20 protein-coding genes and 1 tRNA gene are annotated in these 21,245 nt (G+C 63.6%); 5 read left to right on the top strand and 16 right to left on the bottom strand.

The features are described 5' to 3' along the window. The first annotated feature begins 102 nt into the window (after positions 1-102). Complete coding sequence (gene rnk / locus GGQ88_RS11150) at positions 103-534, top strand: nucleoside diphosphate kinase regulator (RefSeq protein WP_221214637.1); 432 nt, start codon at positions 103-105, stop codon at positions 532-534. A 108-nt stretch (positions 535-642) separates the two neighbouring features. Here the strand turns inward: rnk and GGQ88_RS11155 are convergent. The 7 genes from GGQ88_RS11155 to GGQ88_RS11185 form a co-directional block, all read right to left on the bottom strand. Further along, positions 643-1,784 (bottom strand): IS3 family transposase gene (locus GGQ88_RS11155; protein ID WP_183613256.1). Its coding sequence is split into 2 segments (ribosomal slippage): positions 643-1,541 and positions 1,541-1,784, totalling 1,143 coding nucleotides; the frame shifts between segments, so codons are not numbered across the junction. Between the two features lie 466 nt (positions 1,785-2,250). Continuing rightward, positions 2,251-2,326: transfer RNA gene (locus GGQ88_RS11160), tRNA-Lys, on the bottom strand. Between the two features lie 94 nt (positions 2,327-2,420). Then, the gene (rodA, locus tag GGQ88_RS11165) at positions 2,421-3,536 is read right to left on the bottom strand and encodes a rod shape-determining protein RodA (protein ID WP_183613257.1); all 1,116 of its coding nucleotides are present in this window, start codon (positions 3,534-3,536) and stop codon (positions 2,421-2,423) included. Continuing rightward, positions 3,536-5,617 (bottom strand): penicillin-binding protein 2, encoded by a 2,082-nt coding sequence (gene mrdA / locus GGQ88_RS11170; RefSeq protein ID WP_183613258.1) that lies wholly within the window; start codon positions 5,615-5,617, stop codon positions 3,536-3,538. The genes rodA and mrdA overlap by 1 nt, the downstream gene beginning before the upstream one ends. A gap of 2 nt (positions 5,618-5,619) precedes the next feature. Next, positions 5,620-6,174, bottom strand: coding sequence for a rod shape-determining protein MreD (locus tag GGQ88_RS11175; protein WP_343057179.1), 555 nt, complete (start codon positions 6,172-6,174; stop codon positions 5,620-5,622). Continuing rightward, positions 6,171-7,076, bottom strand: a complete 906-nt coding sequence (mreC, locus tag GGQ88_RS11180; RefSeq protein WP_183613259.1) for a rod shape-determining protein MreC — start codon at positions 7,074-7,076, stop codon at positions 6,171-6,173. The genes GGQ88_RS11175 and mreC overlap by 4 nt, the downstream gene beginning before the upstream one ends. Before the next feature lie 63 nt (positions 7,077-7,139). Next, on the bottom strand, positions 7,140-8,186 hold the full coding sequence (locus GGQ88_RS11185) for a rod shape-determining protein (protein WP_183613260.1): 1,047 nt from the start codon (positions 8,184-8,186) through the stop codon (positions 7,140-7,142). Between the two features lie 191 nt (positions 8,187-8,377). Here GGQ88_RS11185 and mutL point away from each other — a divergent pair, with 191 nt between their 5' ends. Both mutL and GGQ88_RS11195 read left to right on the top strand, forming a co-directional pair. Beyond that, a complete protein-coding gene (mutL, locus tag GGQ88_RS11190; RefSeq protein ID WP_183613262.1) occupies positions 8,378-10,165 on the top strand; it encodes a DNA mismatch repair endonuclease MutL in 1,788 nt (595 codons plus the stop codon). Then, a complete protein-coding gene (locus GGQ88_RS11195) occupies positions 10,165-10,647 on the top strand; it encodes a hypothetical protein (RefSeq protein WP_183613264.1) in 483 nt (160 codons plus the stop codon). Before mutL ends, GGQ88_RS11195 begins: the two co-directional genes overlap by 1 nt. 6 nt (positions 10,648-10,653) lie before the next feature. Here GGQ88_RS11195 and GGQ88_RS11200 read toward each other — a convergent pair whose 3' ends face one another. Together GGQ88_RS11200 and ychF are read right to left on the bottom strand one after the other, a co-directional pair. Further along, a complete protein-coding gene (locus GGQ88_RS11200) occupies positions 10,654-11,463 on the bottom strand; it encodes a DUF1206 domain-containing protein (protein ID WP_183613266.1) in 810 nt (269 codons plus the stop codon). 82 nt (positions 11,464-11,545) lie between these two features. Beyond that, on the bottom strand, positions 11,546-12,646 hold the full coding sequence (ychF, locus tag GGQ88_RS11205) for a redox-regulated ATPase YchF (RefSeq protein WP_183613267.1): 1,101 nt from the start codon (positions 12,644-12,646) through the stop codon (positions 11,546-11,548). A gap of 135 nt (positions 12,647-12,781) precedes the next feature. Between ychF and GGQ88_RS11210 the strand changes: the two genes are divergently transcribed. Continuing rightward, the gene (locus GGQ88_RS11210) at positions 12,782-14,305 is read left to right on the top strand and encodes a tetratricopeptide repeat protein (protein ID WP_183613269.1); all 1,524 of its coding nucleotides are present in this window, start codon (positions 12,782-12,784) and stop codon (positions 14,303-14,305) included. Between the two features lie 16 nt (positions 14,306-14,321). Here GGQ88_RS11210 and GGQ88_RS11215 read toward each other — a convergent pair whose 3' ends face one another. Next, the gene (locus GGQ88_RS11215; RefSeq protein ID WP_183613271.1) at positions 14,322-14,684 is read right to left on the bottom strand and encodes a PEP-CTERM sorting domain-containing protein; all 363 of its coding nucleotides are present in this window, start codon (positions 14,682-14,684) and stop codon (positions 14,322-14,324) included. Between the two features lie 265 nt (positions 14,685-14,949). Between GGQ88_RS11215 and GGQ88_RS11220 the strand changes: the two genes are divergently transcribed. Continuing rightward, entirely contained in the window at positions 14,950-16,479 is a 1,530-nt protein-coding gene (locus GGQ88_RS11220; RefSeq protein ID WP_183613273.1) for a tetratricopeptide repeat protein, read from the top strand. Here GGQ88_RS11220 and GGQ88_RS11225 read toward each other — a convergent pair whose 3' ends face one another. The 6 genes from GGQ88_RS11225 to GGQ88_RS11250 all read right to left on the bottom strand — a co-directional run bounded on the left by GGQ88_RS11225 (position 16,480) and on the right by GGQ88_RS11250 (position 21,166). Further along, entirely contained in the window at positions 16,480-17,166 is a 687-nt protein-coding gene (locus GGQ88_RS11225; RefSeq protein WP_246385903.1) for a cistern family PEP-CTERM protein, read from the bottom strand. 169 nt (positions 17,167-17,335) lie between these two features. Then, complete coding sequence (gene pth, locus GGQ88_RS11230) at positions 17,336-17,905, bottom strand: aminoacyl-tRNA hydrolase (protein ID WP_183613277.1); 570 nt, start codon at positions 17,903-17,905, stop codon at positions 17,336-17,338. Positions 17,906-18,035: 130 nt separating this feature from the next. Next, the gene (locus GGQ88_RS11235) at positions 18,036-18,650 is read right to left on the bottom strand and encodes a 50S ribosomal protein L25/general stress protein Ctc (RefSeq protein ID WP_183613278.1); all 615 of its coding nucleotides are present in this window, start codon (positions 18,648-18,650) and stop codon (positions 18,036-18,038) included. 133 nt (positions 18,651-18,783) lie between these two features. After that, on the bottom strand, positions 18,784-19,212 hold the full coding sequence (locus GGQ88_RS11240) for a hypothetical protein (protein ID WP_183613280.1): 429 nt from the start codon (positions 19,210-19,212) through the stop codon (positions 18,784-18,786). Between the two features lie 167 nt (positions 19,213-19,379). Beyond that, complete coding sequence (locus GGQ88_RS11245) at positions 19,380-20,270, bottom strand: TraB/GumN family protein (RefSeq protein ID WP_343057180.1); 891 nt, start codon at positions 20,268-20,270, stop codon at positions 19,380-19,382. Further along, positions 20,267-21,166, bottom strand: coding sequence for a TraB/GumN family protein (locus GGQ88_RS11250; RefSeq protein ID WP_183613282.1), 900 nt, complete (start codon positions 21,164-21,166; stop codon positions 20,267-20,269). The genes GGQ88_RS11245 and GGQ88_RS11250 overlap by 4 nt, the downstream gene beginning before the upstream one ends. Between the last annotated feature and the right edge of the window lie 79 nt (positions 21,167-21,245).

Raw genomic sequence — 21,245 nt, forward strand, 5'->3', positions numbered from 1 at the left:
GTGGGCCAATAGCCCCGGATAGCGAGAGCCACGTCCGGCGCAGTCCGGGGCAAAACCGACCATCAGCCTTTACATTGCGCCTTTCCAGCGCACCGCGCCTGCATGACTGGCGCTGACGGAGAAAACACCATAACCACCCATCGCAAGGCCAGGGCACGGCCACCGATCCAGATTCGTGAAACCGATGCTGAACGGATCGGAAATCTTGCCATCGAGGCCGAAGAACGGCTGCCCCTGGTAACTGAACTGCTCCTCGCCGAGATCAACCGCGCCAAGGTTGTGCCGGATTCCCGTCTACCGGGGGATGTGGTGGCCATGCAATCGACGGTAAAATTTGTTGACGAGGCGAGTGGCGTCGAGCGCACGCTGCAACTTGTCTATCCTCAAGCTGCCGACATCGAAGCGGAACGCATTTCGATCCTGTCGCTGGTGGGAGCTGGTCTGCTCGGTTTGCGAACCGGGCAATCGATCATGTGGCCGGACCGCGCTGGCAAGCAGCGGCTCTTGCGAATCGTCGATGTGGTGCACGTATAGCATCCCGACAAGCGCCTTTAGCGCAGCATTGGCGGGACAGATGTCAGGCTTCGCCTTGCAATTTCCGGTTCTGCGCGCGGTCCAGCGAGATGAGTAGCCCCTAGTTTTCTAGACGCCTTCCGCTTTCAAAATCTGCTGCCGTTCGAACTCGACGGGTGACAGCATCTCGTTCCTGACCTGCTTGCGCACCGGGTTGTAGAACATCTCGACGTAATCGAACACGTCCTGGCGGGCTTCCTCGCGGGTTTTGTAGGTCCGACGCCGGATGCGCTCGCGCTTGAGCGAGGAGAAGAAGCTCTCGGCCACGGCATTGTCATGGCAGTTGCCGCGTCGGCTCATTGAGTGCTCAAGATTATGCGCCCGGATGAACGCAGCCCAATCCATGCTGGTGAACTGCGAGCCCTGGTCCGAATGGATCAACACCCGCTGCTTTGGTTTGCGCCGCCATACCGCCATGTGCAACGCCTGCAGCACCACGTCGGTGATCTGCCTGCTTTGCATCGACCAACCCACCACCCGGCGGGAATAGAGGTCGATCACGACAGCCAGATAGGCAAAGCCTTCCAGGGTGCGGATGTAGGTGATGTCCGTTACCCAGGCTCGATCGGGCGCAGCCACGTCGAACTGGCGATCCAGAGTGTTGTCGACCGCCAGCGATGGCTTGCCGCCATAGCTGCCCGGTCGGCGCTTGTAGCCGATCTGCGCCTTGATACCCGCCAGTCTGGTCAGACGGGCGATACGGTTCGGGCAGGATGTCTCTCCCTGATCGAGTAGATCATCGTGCAGTTTGCGGTAGCCATAGACCTTGCCCCTGTCGTTCCAGGCTTGCCACAGCAACTCCGTCTGCCGAGCGTCTTCCCGAGCTCGCTGGCTCAGCGGGCTCTTCTGCCAAGCATAGAAGCCACTGGGCTGGATGCGCAGGCACCGACACATCGACCGAACCCTGAACTGGTCACGATGCTCGGCAACGAACGCGTATCTCACTTTGCATCCCTGGCGAAATACGCAGTGGCTTTTTTTAGGATGTCGCGCTCCTCGGTCACCCGGGCTAGCTCGCGCTTCAACTGGCGGATCTCGGCATCCTTGCTGGCATCGCCGGACACCACCTTCGCAAGCTGACGCTTCCAGGCATACAGCGAGTGCGGGCTGACGCCGAGCCGCTGCGAAACCTCCGCCACTGGATACCCGCGTTCGACGATCTGGGCCACCGCGTCACGCTTGAACTCATCACTGAAATTGGGCTTCCCCATCGTCGCCTCCTGTCCTCAAAATTAGGATCGAAGGCGTCCAGAAATCTAGGGGCTACTCAGTCTAACCATTCTCATCGTCCACTTTGCATGTCCTGGCTGGCATGTCATCCAACGCGCGGGCGTCGACATCGTAGGACGGGTGATCTGGATCGGCGCTAGGTTGCCCCTGGCGGTCCTTACATCCCCGCAAAGCCAGAGTCTCGTGGCGGCCTTTCAAAGGTGCCATGCTGATTTAGAGCAGAGTGGGATTAGCCGTCGCAATGGTCGGCGAGTGTGGCGAGGACTCGCTCTAGCGCTGATACCTCACGCCCGCCCGCAATGCGGCTCTTGGAGGGCTCGATCGTAGCGCTTGACCATGCTCGATGGTGAATTCGCGTGCTGCTACCTAGAGAGCTACCTAGCATGCAGACGTCAGCATCCGCTTGACTGATCGAGCGGTTCAAATATTTGAGAATATGGGAAAAAGTGGTGGACGCACTAGGGCTCGAACCTAGGACCCGCTGATTAAGAGTCAGCTGCTCTACCAACTGAGCTATGCGTCCATTGCCACAAGGGCATTCCCGTCCCGGGAGCCGCCCCAATAGCGATTTTCTGACGTCTGCCAAGCCCCAATTTGCCCATTCGGATAGGGGGCGATCAGGACAGGCCGCGGGGGCCAGCGCGGCTCCAGCGTTCGACGGCCATGATTGTGCCCACGCAGATCATGTTGGTCATCATCGAGGAGCCGCCGTGGCTCATCCAGGGCAGCGGAATGCCGACGACCGGCGCCAGGCCCATGACCATCATCAGGTTGATGCACATGTAGAAAAAGATGGTCATCGTCATGCCGGCGGCGAGCAGGCGTGAGAAGCGGTCGGGTGCGTTGTTGGCGACCTTGAGACCCCAACGGAAGATCAGTCCGAACACCAGCAAGACGAACAGGCCGCCGAGCATACCCCACTCCTCGGCCATCGTCGCAAACACGAAATCGGTATGCGATTCAGGCAGATAATTGAGGTGGCTCTGCGATCCGTTGCCGAAGCCTTTGCCGAAGAAGCCCCCTGATCCGATCGCGATCTTGGACTGGGTGATGTGATATCCCGACCCCAGTGGATCACTTTCGGGGTCGAGGAAAACGAGTACCCGTTTACGCTGGTAGTCGTGGAGGAGCGTGAAGAAGGCAAGGGGGGCGACGATCAGGGCGGCTGCGCCAGCGCTCAGAAACCACTTCAGCGGCAGGCCCGCCAGGAACATTACCACGATTGCTCCGAAGGTTATGGCAAGTCCGGTGCCAAGATCGGGCTGGAGCATGACGAGGCCGGCGGGGATGCCGAGCAGGATTGCGGCCGGGGCGACCGAGCGCCAGCCTTGCACTTCGCCTACGGGTAACACGCTGTAGAACCAGGCCAGTACCAGCACGATGCCGGGCTTCATCAGTTCGGAGGGCTGGAGCGTCATGAAGCCAAGGTTCAGCCAGCGCTGGCTGCCTCCGCCGATTCCGCCAATCAATTCAACGAGAACCAGCAGCAGGCACAACGCAACATAGACCGGAATCGCCATGCGCCGGAACAAGGTCTGCGGGACGCGGGCGAGCACCATGGCCATCACGAGGAAGACCGCGAAGCGCATCAGATGGGTCGCCGACCAGATCCCGAAGCGGCCGCCTGCGGCCGAATAGAGCACCGCTGCGCCGAAGGCGACGAGCGCAATCAGTGGCAGCAAAACGCTCCACGGCTGGCGAGAAATCGCTGCTGGAACATAGGCTTGAGGCATTATTGACCTCCGCCTTGAGACAGGGGGGGATTAAGGGGGGGAGAGGGGGGAGATGGTACCGAGATGAAGGGCGGATCGGGCTCAGCACGGGGTGCAGCAGCATCGGTCTGGGCGTCGGTCGGCGCGAGGTCGGGCTTGCGCCCGGCTTCGACCCGTTCGGTCAGGTCTTCGTCGTCGGGCACCGGCTTCGGCGCGCTGCCACCAAACCTGGCAGCGAAGGAATTGTAGCTGTTCGCCATGCGCTGTTGGACATTTCCGCCCCACTGCTTTTCGAACTCGTCGAGCACCGCCACCGCCTTGTCGGGCGCGAAGAGGTAGGTCATCACGTCGCGGGCGATGGGATAGGCCGCGCCCGAGCCACCGCCGTGCTCGATCGCGACGGCGCAGGCGTACTTTGGCTTGTCGAACGGGGCAAAGCAGATGAAGTGGCCGTGGTCGCGATACTTCCACGCGCCGCTCTTGCCGTTGGCGATGTTTAGCCCGACGACTTGCGCCGTACCGGTCTTGCCCGCCATCAGCACATTATCGACCGGGATGCGCGCGCGCCCGGCGGTGCCGCGTCCGTTGACGACTTCGCTCATCGCAGCGTGGATGTAATCGAGGTGATCCTGACGGAAGCCCATCGACTTGGGCGGCGGGGCGTTCCGGTTGAGCAGCAGCTGCGGCATGACTTCACGGCCCGAGGCGATGCGCGAGGCCATCACGGCTTGCTGGAGCGGATTGACGAGCATGTAGCCCTGTCCGATCGTGGCGTTGACCGTATCGTAGAGCGCCCATTCCTTCTTGTACTTGCGCATCTTCCAGGCAGGGTCCGGGACGGTGCCGTAGGACTGCCCCGGATAAGGCATCGGGAATTCCTGCCCGAGCCCGAGCCGCCTGGCCATCTTGGCAATGACGTCCATGCCGAGCTGCTGGGCGAAGTGATAAAAGTAGACGTCGCAGGACTGGTAGATGCCCTTGGCCATATCGACCGTGCCATGTCCGCGCCGCTGCCAGCAGTGGAACACGCGGTTGCCGACGCGCAGACCGCCGCTGCAGTTGACCGTGGCGTGGGGATCGAGCCCCGCTTCGAGGAACGACATCGCGACCATCGGCTTGACCGTGGAGCCGGGCGGATAGAGCCCGCGCAGGACCTTGTTGCGCAAGGGCACGTGATCGTCTTCGGACAGCATCTTCCATTCGATGCGCCCGATGCCGTCGGAAAAGCTGTTGGGATCGAAGCTGGGCATCGAGACCATCGCGAGAACGTCACCGGTGTCGCAGTCCATGACCACGACCGAGCCGGATTCGAGACCGACGCGGCGCGCGGCGTAATCCTGCAGGCCGGCGTTGATGGTGAGCTGGATCGGCTTGCCCGGCACGTCCTCACGCGTGCCGAGATCGCGAACGATGCGGCCCGAGGCGGTGGCTTCCACGCGCCTTGCTCCGGGGACGCCGCGCAGGCGCACTTCGAACTGCTTTTCGAGGCCGTCCTTGCCGATCTTGAAACCCGGCGTGATCAGCAGCGGGTTGCGCTCCTTCTCGTAGTCCTCAGCCGAGGCTGCGCCGACATAGCCGACGAGGTGGCCGACCGCCGCGCCAGTAGGATAGAACCGCGAATAGCCACGCTGCGGGATGACCCCGGGCAGTTCGGGCAGGCGCACGCTGACCGCGGCGAACTTGTCCCAGTCGAGGCTCGACGCGACCTCAACGGGCTGGAAACCGCGTGCCTTGTCGAGCCTGTCGCGGATGTCTCGCACGCGGTCTGGCGGCAGCGCGAGCAGCTCCGCCAGCGTCTTCATCGTCTCGTCGGCATCCTCGACCCGGTCGGGGATGAGATCGACGCGGAAGTCGGCGCGGTTGGCGGCGAGCGCTTTGCCGAAGCGGTCGATGACCCAGCCCCGGCGCGGGGGGATCAGCGTCAGGTTGACGCGGTTGCTTTCGGATTCGGCCTGATACTTCTCGTTCTGCGCGACGGCGAGGTAGCCGAGGCGCGTGGCCAGCAGCACGCCGACGCCGCCTTGCAGCGCGCCCATCACGAACGAGCGCCGCTCGAAGCGGTGCGTCAGGATGGCCGACGTGATCGGCAGCTTGGAGTTCATCCTCACAGCCGTTTCAACGGAATCAGGCGGATGCGATCGAGCAGCGCGACGATGCCTGTCATCACCGGATAGAGCACGAGCGATACCAGCACCTGTGGGGCGATCACCAAGGGCAGGAGATAGCCGGTGGCGAGGGTGGCGAGGGTCGAGCACAGGAACAGGTAGGCGGTCGTAAGCGAACCCGCGACCGCCCAGTCCCCGACGAAACCCCGCCAGCGGAACTGTTCGTCGACGACTTCCATCGCCAGCAAGGTCGCCGACCATAGCAGGATGCCCGAGCCGAACGGCTGGCCTGAGTAGAGATCGTCGAACAGGCCAAGCGGAAGTCCTGCCCAGACCGGCAGCATGCCGGGCCGCAACATGCGCCACGCAAGCAGCATCATGTAGGCGATCGGCGGCAGGATCGGCGCAGAGGCGATGATCGGGGAGAAGTTCGCCATCGACGCGAGCATGATCGTCAGCCACGGCAGGCCGGTTGCGAGCAACGGGAGCGGCGCGCGGTTGATGCGGTTTCGCGTGATGTCACTCGTCGATTTACGCAGGTCGTACCACGTCACGGTGTTTCGGAGGTGCTTTTTACACCGTCCTTCTCGATCTGTTCGAGCTGCATCAGCGCTTGCTGGCGATAGGCCGGTTGGACCACCACGAATTCGTTGTCGGCGGGATCGGCGGCGAGATGGCCGATTGCCCCGTCACGGTGCGGCTCGGTTGCCACGGCGACCGGAATGCCGGGAGGGTACAGCCCGCCCGATCCGGACGTGACGAAGACATCGCCCTTTTTCACCGGGTTCACGCCCATGTTGATCAGGCGGATGTCGATGCGCCCGTTCGATGCGCCTTGCACAAAAGCGGCAAGGCCATCGCGGACGCGGCGGACCGGCACCACGTTTTCGGGATCGGTGATCAGCAGGACACGCGCGGTGTTGGGACCGGCCTCGATCACGCGACCGATCAGGCCGGCCGCGGCGCGGACCGGTTGGCCCGCTTGCACGCCGAGGCGGCTGCCGACATCGATCACCGCAAAGCGGCGGGTGCTGGCTGCGGTCGAGCCGATCAGGTGCGCAGTCGCGACCGGGCGGTTGGCGGTATCGACGATGCCGAGGAGCGCCTTCAATCGGCGGTTTTCGTCCTGCAGCGACTGCATGGTCACGGCGTTCGCGCGCGCGGCCTCGACTTCGCGGGTAAGCGCCGCGTTCTGGCGGCCTGCGTTGAAATAGGCACCGACGGCGGCGATGACGCCTTGGCTGGTGGCGCGGCCTTTCGCGCCTGCCTGCCCCATCGGCCGGGCCACTTCGGAAGCGGACGACCGGGCAAAGGAAAACGCATCCGGGTTGATCAGCGAAACGGCGACCACAGCGATCCCGGCCACGACGCCGATAATGGCGATCACGTAGCCAGTGAACACACCGTATTGCGCCCTGCGCGAATTGCCCGGGCGCCGGTCCTGCGACCGCGCCATCCGTTCACCCCTTCAATCAGCCCCGTCCAGAAGCCGCTCTGCAACCATTATGCTCTAATGCGATCAGGCGGTGGTCAGAACGCCACGATAGATCGGATCTTCCATGGCGCGGCCCGTGCCCAGCGCGACACACGACAGCGGATCTTCGGCGACGACGACCGGCAGGCCGGTTTCTTCGCGCAAATGTTCATCCAGACCACGGATCAGCGCGCCGCCGCCGGTGAGCACGATGCCTTGATCGACGATGTCTGCTGCAAGTTCAGGGGCAGTGTTTTCAAGCGCGATGCGCACGCCTTCGACGATGGCACCGATGGGTTCGGAAAGAGCCTCTGCCACGTTGGCCTGGGTGATCGTGATTTCCTTGGGCACGCCGTTGACGAGGTCGCGGCCCTTGATCGCGATCATTTCGCCCACGCCGTCAGCCGGGACCATGGCGATGCCGTAGTCCTTCTTGATGCGTTCTGCAGTGCCTTCGCCGATCAGCAGGTTGTGATGGCGGCGTACGTACGAAACGATCGCTTCGTCCATCTTGTCACCGCCGACGCGGACCGAGGTGGTATAGGCAAGACCGCGCAGCGAAAGCACGGCAACTTCGGTAGTGCCGCCGCCGATATCGACGACCATCGAGCCGACCGGTTCGGTCACCGGCATGTTGGCGCCGATTGCTGCGGCCATCGGTTCGAGGATCAGATAGACCTGGCTGGCGCCCGCGTTGCTAGCGGCATCGCGGATGGCGCGCTTTTCGACCGAAGTCGCGCCCGAGGGCACGCAGATCACGATTTCGGGATAGCGCAGCAGGCTTTTCGAGCCGTGAACCTTGCGGATGAAATGCTTGATCATTTCCTCGGCGACTTCGATGTCGGCGATCACACCGTCGCGCAAGGGGCGGATGGCTTCGATGTTGTCAGGGGTCTTGCCCATCATCATCTTGGCGTCGTCGCCAACGGCCTTGACCCGCTTGATCCCGTTGATCGTTTCGATGGCGACGACCGATGGTTCGTTGAGGACGATGCCCCGATCCTGCACGTAGACCAGGGTATTGGCCGTGCCGAGGTCGATCGCGATGTTCTGCGTGCCAAATTTGAAGAATCGGGAAAAGATCGATGCCATCAGGAAATCCGTAAAATTATCTGCGGTATGGCACGCGGGCACGCGCCAGACCCCCGCCAGTATGAGCGCCCGGGAAGGCGGCTCATTAGCAGGGGTATCGCGCAAAACCCATAGGCTAGTTCCTCTAACACAGGATAAGTTTTCCGCCCGTCTCGAATTTCGGCAGGTTCGCCGCTAGGCTTGGCCGGGCCATGCGAGTCATCCGCCGTCTTCCCGAAACGCTGATCAACCGGATCGCCGCTGGCGAGGTGGTCGAACGCCCTGCCAGCGCGCTCAAGGAACTGGTCGAGAACGCCATCGATGCGGGGTCTGGACAAATCCACGTGCGGCTGTCGGAGGGCGGGCTGGCGCTGATCGAGGTGTCGGACGACGGTTGCGGCATGGACCCTGCCGAGATCGAACTGGCGCTGGCGCGGCATGCGACATCCAAGCTGCCGGATGAGGCGATCGAGGAGGTGGAAACGCTCGGGTTCCGGGGCGAGGCCTTGCCGTCGATCGCTTCGGTGGCGCGGGTAACGATCGAGAGCCGCCCGCAAGGCAGCGCGGATGGCTGGCGGCGGGTGATCGACAACGGGGCGCTCGTGTCCGAAGGGCCAGCGGCGCTACCTCCCGGCACGCGGGTGCGGGTTGAACAGTTGTTCGAGAAGATCCCGGCGCGGCGCAAATTCCTGCGCAGTGCGCGGTCGGAATGGGCGGCGTCGCTGGATGTGGTGCGCAGGCTGGCGATGGCGCGGCCGGATATCGGCTTCACGCTCGAGCATGATGGCCGACGCGCGCTGCAGGTGCAGCCGGATGATACGCTGGCCACGCGGGTGGCGCAGCTTGTGGCGCGCGAACTGGCGGGCAATTCAGTCGCGGTCGATCTGGTGCGTGGTGAGTACCACCTGACCGGGGTGGCGGGCTTGCCGACTTACAACCGCGGGGTAGCCGATCACCAGTACCTGTTCGTCAACGGGCGGCCGGTGAAGGACCGTTTGCTGATCGGCGCGGTGCGCGGGGCCTATGCCGACATGCTGGCGCGCGACCGTCATGCGGTGCTGGCGTTGTTCCTGCAGGTGCCGGGGTCTGAGGTCGATGTGAACGTGCATCCGGCCAAGACCGAGGTGCGCTTCCGCGATCCGCAACTGGTGCGCGGGTTGGTGGTGTCGGGGCTGCGGCATGCGCTGTCGAGCGGGGACCGGCGTTCGGCGCAGGCGCCTTCGGCAAGCGCGATGGCGGCATGGCAGGCTGAGCCGGTGGCGCCTTCGCCTCAGGGCAATATCTTCGCGCAGCAGTGGCGGCCCGAAGCGCGGGTGAGTGATGCGGGGCAGGCCTGGCGGGGGTATGAGCAGGCCGTCATGGCACCGCTGGCCGGGCGCGCCGAGGTTGCGTCCGAGCCTGTCGCTGCGTCGGCGCAGCATCCGCTGGGCGTGGCGCGGGGGCAGGTGGCGAACACCTATATTGTCGCCGAGGCCGAGGATGGGTTGGTGATCGTCGACCAGCACGCGGCGCATGAGCGGTTGGTGCTGGAGCGGTTGCGGGCGGCGGGCGCGGGGCAGGGCGCGTCTGCGTCGCAGGCGCTGCTGTTGCCCGAAGTCGTGGACCTGGAGGAGGTCGCCTGCGATCGGCTCCAGGAGGCAGCGGACAAGCTGGCAGAGTTTGGGTTGGTGCTGGAGCGGTTCGGGCCGGGCGCGGTGCTGGTGCGCGCGATACCGGCGGCGCTGGGCAAGGGGGATCCGATACAATTGGTGCGCGACGTGGCCGACGATCTGGCGCAGACTGGCGATGCGCTGTTGCTGGGCGAGAAGCTCGACCTGATCCTGGCGACGATGGCGTGTCATGGGTCGGTGCGGGCGGGCCGGACGTTGTCGGTCGTGGAAATGAACGCCTTGCTGCGCGAGATGGAAGTGACGCCGCGCTCGGGCCAGTGCAATCATGGCAGGCCGACGTGGGTCAAGCTGGCGCATGGCGATATCGAGAAGCTGTTCGGGAGAAAGTAATGCGGTTCGCGGTGGTCTTGATCGGGGTGGCGCTGCTCGCGGGGTGCAAGGACAGCGAGCAGACCGACGAGCAGGCCATTGCAGCGGTCAATGCCGCGCAGGATGTCAGGCCGCCGGTGCAGCCTATAACGCCACAGGTGATCCTGTATCCCGATATCACCACGAACAAGCTGCACGGGACGGGCTGCGCGTTTGTGGCCGATGGCGGGGGGATGGGCGCGGTGCTGCTGGCGCAGGGCGATCGCGCGTACATCAAGCTGGCAGACAAGATCGTCGCGCTGGCCTCGGACGCCGGAAGCGCCAACATGCCGCTGGGGAGCTGGTCGCGTTATACGGGCAAGGAATATGCGCTGGTGGTCAAGGCGGATGGTCCGGTGCCGGCGAGCGATGCGGCACGATTCGACGGCGGGCTGGTGATCACCGATGCGTTCGAGCGGCCGGTGTATCAGGCGCGCGGCAGTTTCCAGTGCCGCGCGATCTGAGCGAGATCAGCTCAGCGCTTTGCCGAACAGTCCTGCACGCGCCGGTAGCGGATCGGGGATGATGCGGTAGCGTGACAGGATCAGGCTGAACACGCCGAACAGGAGCAGGCCCGCCGCGACCAGCGAGAATGCTGGCCCCATGTCACGCAGATCGTTGATGGCGCCGCCGAGCGAGCGCACTTCGCTGCTGCGCTCCAACCACGCCGAACGGAGCAAGGACCAGCCGATCAGCGCGAACACGACTCCGCGGGCGGCATGTCCGGCGCGTCCGATCCAGCAGGTTGCGGCAGGGGCGGTGTGCGAAACGTGCTTCATGAAGCTGGCGGTGATCGCGTTGCGCGCCTGAAATGCTCCTGCGATCAGCAGGGCGATCCCGGCGATACCGAGAACGGTCTCGCCCAAGGGGAAGCCGAGCACGCTTTGCGCCATTTCCGACGATTGGTCATCGCCGGATTTCCGAGCGCCGCTGGCAACCTTGGTGGCGGTCCAGGCCATGGCGGTATGGACAATGGCACTGACGAAATAGCCGATGCGGTGGCCGATGCCCTTGGGGTCTGTGCCCTTGCGCTCGATATCGAAGAGAGCCCCGGACAAGCGGTAGAGCGCGTATCCGACGAGGCCTGCTGCGGCGAGGTAGAGGACAAGCGCGCCACCCGGGATGTCAGCGATCCACGCGAAGGCATCGCCCGCGCCATCATCGACGGTTTCGCGTGCCGCTGTGGTGAGCGCGAGATAGCCGAGCAGGACGTAGACTGCGCCGCGTGCGGCAAAGCCTATTCTGGCAAGGAGTGTAAGCTGTTCCGATTTGTCGACCATGACCCGTTCGAGGCTCCCGCTTGTGGACGGCCTCTGAACGTGTCGGGAGCACAATGGTGCCCTTCAACTTATCGTATTGTAATCAGACGTTGAACTTGAAGTGGAGTACGTCGCCGTCCTTGAGCACGTATTCCTTGCCCTCCTGGCGCAGTTTGCCCGCATCGCGCGCGGCGCTTTCACCACCCAGGGTGACGAAATCGTCATAGGCGATGGTTTCGGCGCGGATGAAGCCGCGTTGCATGTCGGAGTGGATCTCGCCCGCTGCCTCGGGAGCCTTCGCGCCCTGATGAACCGTCCAGGCGCGGGCTTCCTTGGGGCCGACGGTGAAGAACGTGAGCAGATGCAGCAATTCGTAGCCCGAGCGGATGATCCGCGCGAGCCCGGCTTCGGTCAGGCCCAGTTCGGTCAGAAACTCGGCGCGGTCTTCCAGCGGCATCGTCACGATTTCCGCTTCGATCGCGGCTGACACCACGACCGCGTTCGCACCTTCGGCCTTGGCCTTTTCGAATACACGCGCTGAAAACGCGTTGCCGGTGGAAGCGCTTTCTTCCTCTACGTTGCAAACGTAGAGCACCGGCTTGGCCGTAAGGAGTTGCGCCTGCGCAAACACGCGGGCCTCATCCTCGTCCTTGGGCACGGTCAGGCGGGCGGGCTTGCCTTCGCGCAGCAGTTCGAGCGCCTGACCCAGCACCGAAGCGATGATCTTCGATTCCTTATCGCCCTGCGCCGATTTCTTGATCGCGGCGGGCACCCGTTTTTCGAGGCTTTCGAGATCCGACAGCATCAACTCGGTCTCAACCGTTTCGGCATCGGAAATTGGATCGATCCGGTTGTCGACGTGCTGGATGTCGACGTTCTCGAAGCAGCGCAGCACGTGGACGATCGCGTCGACCTCGCGGATGTTGCCGAGGAACTGGTTGCCGAGGCCTTCGCCCTTGGATGCGCCGCGCACGAGGCCGGCGATATCGACGAAGCCCAACTGGGTCGGGATGATCTTCTGGCTGCCGGCGATGCGCGCCAGTTCATCGAGGCGCGGGTCGGGCACGCCGACGTTGCCGACGTTGGGCTCGATCGTGCAGAACGGATAGTTCGCGGCCTGCGCCGCCTGCGTTTCGGTCAGCGCATTGAACAATGTCGACTTGCCGACATTGGGAAGCCCGACGATCCCGCAACGAAAACCCATTACCAAACTCCTTGTTCGCTCGCGCCCTTAGCGATGGTTCGAGGTTTTGGAAACCTTCACGGCCGATTTGGCCGCGAGCGACTTTCAAAGGGGTGATTTTACGAATGCTTCAGGGCTTTGCGGCAAGGTATCATCATGAAAAGGACGATGCTGCTCCCCGTCGTGTCACTTGCACTGTGCCTTGCTGCGTGCGGTGAGGGTTCTGTTGACCGCGTCGAGCGCGCGCGTGCCGAGATTGCCGCCATGGAACTCGGCGCAGCCCGCGTCGATCTGGCAGCGGCGCTCGACGAAAAGGGCGACGACGCCGAACTGCTGACGTTGCTGGCCGGGGTGCAGTTGCGTCTGGGCGATGGCGACGGTGCCGATGCGACCGCGCGGCGGCTCGAACAGCTAGGTCGCGGCGGTCCCGAACTTGCGCGGATCAAGGCAGAAGCGACGTTGCTGCGTGGCCGTCCTGAAGATGCGCTCGCGCTACTGGGCAACGACAACACGCCGGGCGCGTGGCGCATAAGAGCTGCGGCAAAGTCCGCGCTTGGCGATTCCAATGGCGCGCTCGACGCGCTGCGGCGTGGTGCTGCGGCGGGGGGCGATGCCTTGCTGCTGCGCGACTATGCGCGCTTCCTGATCGATGCGCGGGATCTCGATGGCGCGGACCAGCAGGTTGCCGCGCTTGCCCGCATCCAGCCGGACGGCTTCGATGCACTGATGCTGAGCGCGGACATCGCGTCTCGACGGGGCCGGATGGCCGATGCGCACACGGTGCTGGAGCGCGCTGCCAAGCGCTATCCGCGCGTGCCCGACCCGTGGATCGCGCGAGCGACGGTCTATGACATGCAGGGCAAGCTTGACGAGGCGGTGGCGATGACCGCTCGCGCGGCTGCGATTGCGCCCGACGACCCGCGGGTGATCGACCTCAAGGTCCAGTTCGCGAGCATGAAGGGCGAGTGGGAAAAAGTCCGCACGATCCTGTCAAAGGATGAAGCCAAGCTTGAGCCGACATCCGCCAATGCGCTGTCCTATGCCGAGGCGATGCTGCAGTTGGGACATCCCGAGCAGGCCCGCGCGATGTTCCAGCGCGCGCTGACCCGATCGCCGAACAACCCCTATTCGCGGCTGATGCTGGCGCAGGCGCAGCTGGCGACGGGCGATGCAGCGGCGGCCTACGCCACCGTGCGGCCGCTCTCGGACAGCGTCCTGGCAGGCCCGCGCGAGCTTGAACTTGCCGAGAAGGCTGCGCGTGCGATCGATAGCGCGGATGCCGCGACGCTACGCGAGCGGCTGGCATCCGCAAAGCAAAGTGCCGCGCAGGACCTTTCCCGCAAGGGGCAGGCCGCGTTCGACAAGGAAGACTGGAATTCGGCCGTCGCAGCCTATGCGCAACTGGCGCAGATGGGCGAGGACGCCGAAGTGCTCAAGCGCCTGGCGCTGGCATTGAGCCACGCCGGGCGCACCGACGAGGCCATTGCCGCCGCCGACCGGGCGCGCACGCTGCGGCCCGAGGACCCTGATACCGTCTATATGGCAGGCTATGTCCGCGCCGCCGCGGGCAGGGATCGCGCGATGGCGCTATCCCTGCTTCGGCAGGCAAGTCAGGCAGACCCTGGCAACGCGCAGTTCAAACGCAGTCTGGCGCGGTACTCCGACCCCGGCGGAGCCTGAGTACCGGCAAGGCCGTTCAGGCGCGCGGCTTGCGCTTGCGCGAGCGGGCATAGCCGACGCCGACCAGACCCATCGCCATCATGCCGAGCATGCCGGGTTCGGGAACCGCAGTGCCGCCCGTTGAAGTGGTGGTGCCGCCCGAAGTCGTCGTGCCACCAGTGGTGGTGGTACCGCCCGACGTGGTCGTCGTGCCACCCGACGTGGTGGTGCCGCCCGAGGTGGTCGTGCCGCCCGAGGTGGTGCCTCCGCACATGGTCGAGCCACCGCTGTGGCCGCAGTTGCAGTAGTGCTTGTGCGTGAACCAGCCGGCCTGTGCCGGCGTGGCTGCCGCTGCACCGAGAGCTACGGTTGCCGCGATGGCGAGAGTGCGAATCTTCATGGAACCCCCATTTGGTTAAGACATAACTGCCACCGAATAAGCAAGGGTGATGCCAAACGAGAATATTCAGCAGCTTAACTGGTTAATAGGTCCATTGGCTGACCGGAACTGTAAATCGACCCGACGATTTTCGATGTCCCTCGTGTTGCTGACTTCGGCGCAGGCGGCTGCATTTGACGGTCTTTGGCGGCAGGTCAGGAGAAAGTTCACCGAAGATTCAAACCTTCCCGGCAGTTTGGTCCGCAATGGATCGGAGAGCATCGCGATGAAGAAGCTTTGGCATGTGGCGACGATGCTTGCCCTCGCGGGATGCAGCGATAGCCCCGAAGAGCGCGCAGACCGTGCACAGCAGGCATTCGATCGCCACGAATATCGTGCCGCCCAGGTGGATCTCGCTGCCGCGCTATCCGAGAAGCCCGGTGATCCGGCCCTGCTGGAACTTCACGCGCGCAATGCCTTGGCCATGGGCGATGGGGTGGCGGCTGCGGCGTCGCTCGAAAAGTTGCCAGAACAGCGGCGTCCTGATGACTATGGCCCTTTGGCCGCAGAAGCCGCGTTATTGCGTGACCTGCCCGATGAAGCGCTGGCAAGCTTGGGGAGTGATCGCTCACCGGGTGCGCTGCGGATACGGGCATTGGCGCTGTTGGCAAAGGACGACCGTGAAGGTGCGGCGCAGGCGTTCGCGGCCGGAGTTGCGGGAGGGGCGGACGCGCGGCTTCTGGCTGACTATGCGCGTTTCTCTTTGATGGCGGGCAATGTCCGGCAAGCACGCGACCTCGTCGATCGCGCAAAGCGGGCGGACAAAGGCTCGATAGATGCGATCCTTGCCGATGGTGCGGTGGCGACTGCCGAAGGGCGATTGGCAGAAGCGCTGGCGGCCTACGATTCAGCAGCGAAGTCCTATCCCGGCAACCTCGCCGCGCTGTCGGGCAAGGCGGCGGTATTGGGTGAACTGGGCCGAACCAAGGACATGGACGCGGTTCTTGCGAGCCTTGGCGACGTGCGGGGGGGCGGGCAGGTTGCCTACCTGCAGGCGCGGTCGGCAGTTGCGCGCAAGGATTGGGTGACCGCGCGCAGCATCCTCCAGGCCAACGAAAAGTCTCTGGATGGAAACGACGAAGCCAGCGTCCTTTATGCACAGTCTCTTGTCGCACTGGGTCAACCCGAACAGGCACGTGCGCGGCTGCAGCCGATGCTGACGCGAAACCCGCAAAGCGCCGTGCTTCGCCGCGAACTGGGCAAGGCGCAACTGGCAGCAAAAGATGCGGCGGGTGCGTTGGCAACCCTGCGACCCTTCGCGAGCGTGCTCACCGCCGATCCCGACGATCTGCGCCTGCTGGCCCGAGCGGCGGAATTGGCGGGCGATCCTGAGGCTGCGCGACTGGCCGAGAAAGCGAAGTATCCCACGCCCCAGGCGCTGGCCGCCACGCTGGCGCAGGCCGACACCGCCATGCGATCAAGCAACTGGGGCGCGGCCATCGCGGGCTATGAGCGGATCATTGCGGTGACGGACGGGCGCAATCCGCTGGTGCTTAACAACATGGCATTCGCGCAAGGCAAGGTCGGGAACACCGCGGCGGCAGTGGATTACGCCACGCGCGCGCTGCGCGAGGCTCCCGGCAATCCATCGGTCATGGACACGCTGGGATGGTTGCTCGTTCAAAGCGGACAGGACCGTCCACGCGGTTTGACGCTGTTGCGCGACGCCGCAAAAAAAGCGCCCGACAACCAGGCGATTGCCGGGCACCTCAAGGCCGCCGAGGGGGCGCAGGCGCCCCCCCGTTCCAATGGCTAATCAGGCGGCGAGCTCGCGAATTGGTGCGCTGCGACGACGTGCCATCGCCAAGCCGAGCAGGCCGGCGCCCAACAGGCCGAGCATGCCGGGTTCCGGCACAGGCGTGCCACCGGTGGAGCCGCCGCCGGTCGAGGTCATCGTACCCGACCCGCTAGCCGAACTGATGCCCGGTACGCCGGCGATCGACTGGTAGCGAACGTAGAAATCGCTCAAGGTCAACGCGCTGACGGGCGATGCGAAGCTGAGGGTGAACGAACCCGTGCCGGTCTGGCCAAGGTCCAGTCCGCCGCTGCCGCCGCCGGCGCAGCTTCCGGTCGATGCATCCTTGAAGCAGACGTCGACGGTTCCGATCCCGTTGGGATAGTTCGACGACAGCGTGGTGTAGGCAAACGCGCCCGTGCTGCTGGCAGCGGTGATGTTCGGGTCGGTGTTGAACGCGAAGCTCGAGATGCGCGAACCGGTAACCGGCGCAGAGCTGGTGTTCGAAACGCTGTAATCGAAGGAATAATTGTTGCCCGACACGCCCGTCAGGGTGAACGTGCTCGACCCGGTCAAACCGTCGATCGTGGTGCCGTCAGAAAAGCCGTTATAGTTCAGCGAAAAGCTGGAGCCGATGTCGCCCGATCCCAGCGTGATGGGTTCAGCCCATGCAGGCGAAGCGAAGGCGAGGGCGGCACAAGCTGTCATACCAGCCAAGAATTTCGGCGTTTTCATACGTGGTCCCCTGTATGCAAATGGTTGACGCGATACAGAGCAAAACCTGTGCCAATGGCGGATTACCGCCACTTCATATGATTAACGAACATTTGTTCGTAAAGCATTCCGACAATTTTAATGTTGATCGTTGTGCGTTTTATCAAGGCTGCTGGCGAACGGCGATGTCGTTCATGAATCGCACGCCATCTCCGCGTGCCAGCCAATCGGCCTCCGCAGCGATGGCGCCGAGCATTTCGATCAGGTCATCCTGTTCGGCCTTGGCGAAGTTGCCCAAGACGTAACCGGTCACGCGGTCCTTGTGGCCGGGGTGGCCAATGCCAAGGCGGACGCGGCGGAACTCTGCGCCCAAGTGCTGGTCGATCGAACGCAAGCCGTTGTGACCTGCCGTGCCGCCGCCCTGCTTCACCTTGACCTTGAACGGGGCCAGATCGAGTTCGTCGTGGAACACGGTGAGGTCCTCCATTCCGAGCTTGTAGAAGCGCATGGCATCGCCCACGGCGCGGCCGCTCTCGTTCATGAAGGTGGCGGGCTTGAGCAGCAGGACCTTTTCAGGACCGATGCGCCCTTCCTGCAGCCAGCCCTGGAACTTCTTCTGCACAGGGCCGAAGTTGTGGACCTCGGCAATGGTGTCGAGCGCCATGAAGCCGACGTTGTGGCGGTGCAGCGCGTATTGCGGGCCGGGATTGCCCAGGCCAACCCAGAGTTGCATCACGGGCTCCTGATAAAGTGTTGCTGTGCCAATGGCAGATCGCGTGCGACAAAAAAAGAACCCCTCCCGCTTGGTGCGGAAGGGGTGCTCTTGTTGCTGCCACCCGCGTGAGCAGGCGGCGGGATTTGGATCAGGCTTCGCCGGCTTCGGCTTCGGCCTCGGCTTCGCCGCTCTTGAGCGCCGAAGGAGCCACGATCGTCGCAATGGTAAAGTCGCGGTCGGTGATCGCAGGGGTCACGCCCTTGGCCAGGGTGACCACGCTGAAGTGGATCGAATCGCCCACTTCGAAGCCCGACACGTCGACGGTCACGTCTTCGGGGATCGCGTCCGGTGCGCAGATCAGTTCCAGCTCGTGACGAACGACGTTAAGCACGCCGCCCTTCTTGAGGCCGGGCGACTTCTCTTCGTTGATGAACACGACGGGCACGTTCACGTGGACGACGTCACCCTTGGTGACGCGCAGGAAATCGGCGTGAAGCGGGCGATCGCTGACCGGGTGGAAAGCGACGTCCTTGGGCAGGGTGCGGACGGTCTTGCCGCCCACGGTGAGCTCGACGATCGAGTTGAAGAAGTGGCCGGTGCCGAGCACCTTGGCGAGGGCCTTTTCCTCAAGATGGATCGCGATGGGTTCTTCGTTGCCGCCGTAGATCACGGCGGGAGTGCGGCCTTCGCGACGCAGTGCACGGGAGGCTCCCTTGCCAGCCCGATCGCGCGTCTCGGCCGACAGGTTAAGCGTTTCGCTCATATGTCAGTACCTTACATGCATGTGTTACACACTTCCTCCGTCACGCCTCCAGGGATGACCATGACAGGGAAGCGGCGGCCCTTAGCGAGTTTGGCGCGAAATGCAATGGGGAAGCTCATTCACACCACCGTGACTATGCTAGACTATGAAAGCGTTTCCACCGGGACATTTCTGTACGAACGTTGCCCACGTTGAAACCGCGTTGCACGGACTCTAATTGGATGCGCGAGCTAATCGCCTTGTAATTATTGCCCATCTCGCGGCGCAGTTCATCAGCCGCCAACCAGACGTCCAAGCATTTTCCGGGTCGAGGCATTGTTATGCCATTTTGCTCACGAACGGGCGGCTTGCTTGTTTTGACTCCAGTTCGTCTCCGCCAGTCAGAACACCCGGCGGAAATTGACGTCGTTGGAGGTACCGGGTTCAGCAATACTTCCGCCAGCTGCTGCGCTTCTTTTGTGGCTACGTACCCTTTGATTGCGTACAGGCAGTCACATATTGCAGCCACGTTAAAGCCCGTCGAGGACGGACGATAGGCCACTTCGGGATTGATCCGCCCCATACCAGTTACTCCTGCTGCTAGGCGCTCAGCGCCATGCCGTCGCGAGGTGGATACAGGAGTTTTCTATATTTTCAATAATGAAATTTGCAAAAAATATACATTCCACAAAATCGTGGTGATTTCCTGCTCAACGACGCTATCAAATCTGGTGAAAAGAATTCGTGCCCTCACGGCACCCGCTTGATCGCCCACCCACGCGCCAGCATCAGGCGTTGCAGGCTGTCGGAACCGGCAAGATGCGCCGCACCCACTGCCACAAATGGCCTGGCTCCTGACTTCAGCATTGAGTCCAACTGGTCGGCCCAAGCGCGATTGCGTTGGGTGAGGAGGGCTTCGTGGAGGCCGGAGTCGGCGAGGAAGCCGCTGCTCGCTTCGGCGGCGATGCCCAGGTCGTCGCCGCGCAGCCAGAGCGCGACCATGTCGGCTTCCTCGTCGGTATCGGTCGCGGCTTCGGCGGTGACTTCCTTGAGGAGGACCTGCTGTTCGCGTTCGGGGAGAGCGTCGAAGATGCCGAACTGGCTGTCGATTGTCTCGAAGCCTGCAATGGGCTTGGTTCCAGCGAGTTCGCGCAAGCGGGGTTCGACGCCGCTGCGTGGGTCAGCCCCGGCTTTTTGCCCGGCAATGGCCGCCAGTTGCAGGGCGACGGCCCAGCTTTCGGTATCCTGAAAATCGGCGTCGGTCAGGCCCAGCTTGCGGTACACTGCGGCCAGTTTCTCGCGATAGGCGGCGGGGAGCCGTTGAGAGGGGGGCGGCAGGCCGGCGGTTCCGGCGAGCCTTGCAAGTGCCTCACCTGCAACCGTCTGGTCGAGCGGTTCGGCGATTTCGAGGACGAGGCGGTCGGATTTGGCAAGAGCGTCGGTGATTGCGGGCCGCTGCCATTGCGTGCCCGGGGGCAGCGCGTGGACGGTGCCGAACATCCAGCCGCGAACCGTGCCGCCTTTGTCCATGATCTGCCACAGCGCGACGCGGGCTTCGGGCTTGGGCGCCTCGTTCTTGCCCATGCAGGTGACGAGGAAGCCGAGCGATGCCGCGAGCAGGAGGCGCAGGAGCAGCTTCACTGGATGCGGACCGCCGTCACGCCTTGTCTGGCGAGCATGTCCTGCACGCTCTTGATGCCTGCCAGATGGCCCGCACCGACCGCGATGAAGACCCGACCGGGCTGGTCGAGCCGCTTGCGGATCCAGCCCGCCCATGTGCGATTGCGGTTGTAGAGCAGCGTATCGGCGAGTTCTGGATCGTCCATCTCGTCATTGAGCAGCTTGGCCAGGCCGTCGGAATCACCCGCCCCCCAGAGCTGCGTCATCGTGTCGATCAGCTTGAACGACTTGTCGAAATCGCGGACCGCCATGTCGAGAAATTCGAGCTGCGCGTCGCGTGGAAGACTGTCGAACAGGCCGAGTTGGTAATCGAGCGTTTCGAGCGCACCTTGCCGCGCACCCTTGGTCAGCGAAGCCTTGCGTAAAACGCTTTCCGCCCCGTCGTCCTTGCCATAGCCCGCCATCGCGTAGGGCGTCATGCCGATCGTAAGCCCGGCAAGCCATGGTTCGAAGCGGTCGAAGGCTTCGGGGGGAATTTTGAGCCGGGTGAGCAGGGCCTCATAGGCCGCGCGGTTGTCGTCGCTCATCAGCGAGCGCAGCGTTTCGCCTTGGAGAAGTCCGAGCGTGGCAATGGCTTGCTGCTGTTGTGTAGCGCTTGCGTCGGCGATTTCGGTGACCAGTTCGTCCGATCCTGCCAGTGCTGCCTCGACCGGGCCGTCCAGCCATTTGAGGTTCTTGGGCAGCGCGTGGATCGTGCCGAACAGATAGATCGTGGTGTCTGCATCCGAGACTTTCCACAGCGCGGGCTTCATCTGGCGCGCAGGAGCGGGGGCTGGCGCTATTTGCGCGTGGGCCACGCCGGTCAGAGCGACGGTAGCGAGCAGGATCGCGGCGGCAAAAGTCGATCGGAGGGTCATCGGCAAGTCCTTAACGCGGCCGGGATGAACGAACCGTTTTCGGAATGCAATGTGGCTTGAGCAGAAGCGCGGCTCCACA

Origin of the sequence: Novosphingobium hassiacum (assembly GCF_014196055.1) — a bacterium.
In the GTDB taxonomy this organism is placed as follows: Bacteria; Pseudomonadota; Alphaproteobacteria; order Sphingomonadales; family Sphingomonadaceae; genus Novosphingobium; species Novosphingobium hassiacum.

Bases quoted from the DNA above. Each gene is read 5' to 3' on its own strand.
- rnk (WP_221214637.1), top strand. From the start codon at position 103: ATGACTGGCGCTGACGGAGAAAACACCATAACCACCCATCGCAAGGCC.
- rodA (WP_183613257.1), bottom strand. From the start codon at position 3,536: ATGCCTCAAGCCTATGTTCCAGCAGCGATTTCTCGCCAGCCGTGGAGC.
- mrdA (WP_183613258.1), bottom strand. From the start codon at position 5,617: ATGAACTCCAAGCTGCCGATCACGTCGGCCATCCTGACGCACCGCTTC.
- mreC (WP_183613259.1), bottom strand. From the start codon at position 7,076: ATGGCGCGGTCGCAGGACCGGCGCCCGGGCAATTCGCGCAGGGCGCAA.
- GGQ88_RS11185 (WP_183613260.1), bottom strand. From the start codon at position 8,186: ATGGCATCGATCTTTTCCCGATTCTTCAAATTTGGCACGCAGAACATC.
- mutL (WP_183613262.1), top strand. From the start codon at position 8,378: ATGCGAGTCATCCGCCGTCTTCCCGAAACGCTGATCAACCGGATCGCC.
- GGQ88_RS11195 (WP_183613264.1), top strand. From the start codon at position 10,165: ATGCGGTTCGCGGTGGTCTTGATCGGGGTGGCGCTGCTCGCGGGGTGC.
- GGQ88_RS11200 (WP_183613266.1), bottom strand. From the start codon at position 11,463: ATGGTCGACAAATCGGAACAGCTTACACTCCTTGCCAGAATAGGCTTT.
- ychF (WP_183613267.1), bottom strand. From the start codon at position 12,646: ATGGGTTTTCGTTGCGGGATCGTCGGGCTTCCCAATGTCGGCAAGTCG.
- GGQ88_RS11210 (WP_183613269.1), top strand. From the start codon at position 12,782: ATGAAAAGGACGATGCTGCTCCCCGTCGTGTCACTTGCACTGTGCCTT.
- GGQ88_RS11215 (WP_183613271.1), bottom strand. From the start codon at position 14,684: ATGAAGATTCGCACTCTCGCCATCGCGGCAACCGTAGCTCTCGGTGCA.
- GGQ88_RS11220 (WP_183613273.1), top strand. From the start codon at position 14,950: ATGAAGAAGCTTTGGCATGTGGCGACGATGCTTGCCCTCGCGGGATGC.
- GGQ88_RS11225 (WP_246385903.1), bottom strand. From the start codon at position 17,166: ATGACAGCTTGTGCCGCCCTCGCCTTCGCTTCGCCTGCATGGGCTGAA.
- pth (WP_183613277.1), bottom strand. From the start codon at position 17,905: ATGCAACTCTGGGTTGGCCTGGGCAATCCCGGCCCGCAATACGCGCTG.
- GGQ88_RS11235 (WP_183613278.1), bottom strand. From the start codon at position 18,650: ATGAGCGAAACGCTTAACCTGTCGGCCGAGACGCGCGATCGGGCTGGC.
- GGQ88_RS11240 (WP_183613280.1), bottom strand. From the start codon at position 19,212: ATGGGGCGGATCAATCCCGAAGTGGCCTATCGTCCGTCCTCGACGGGC.
- GGQ88_RS11250 (WP_183613282.1), bottom strand. From the start codon at position 21,166: ATGACCCTCCGATCGACTTTTGCCGCCGCGATCCTGCTCGCTACCGTC.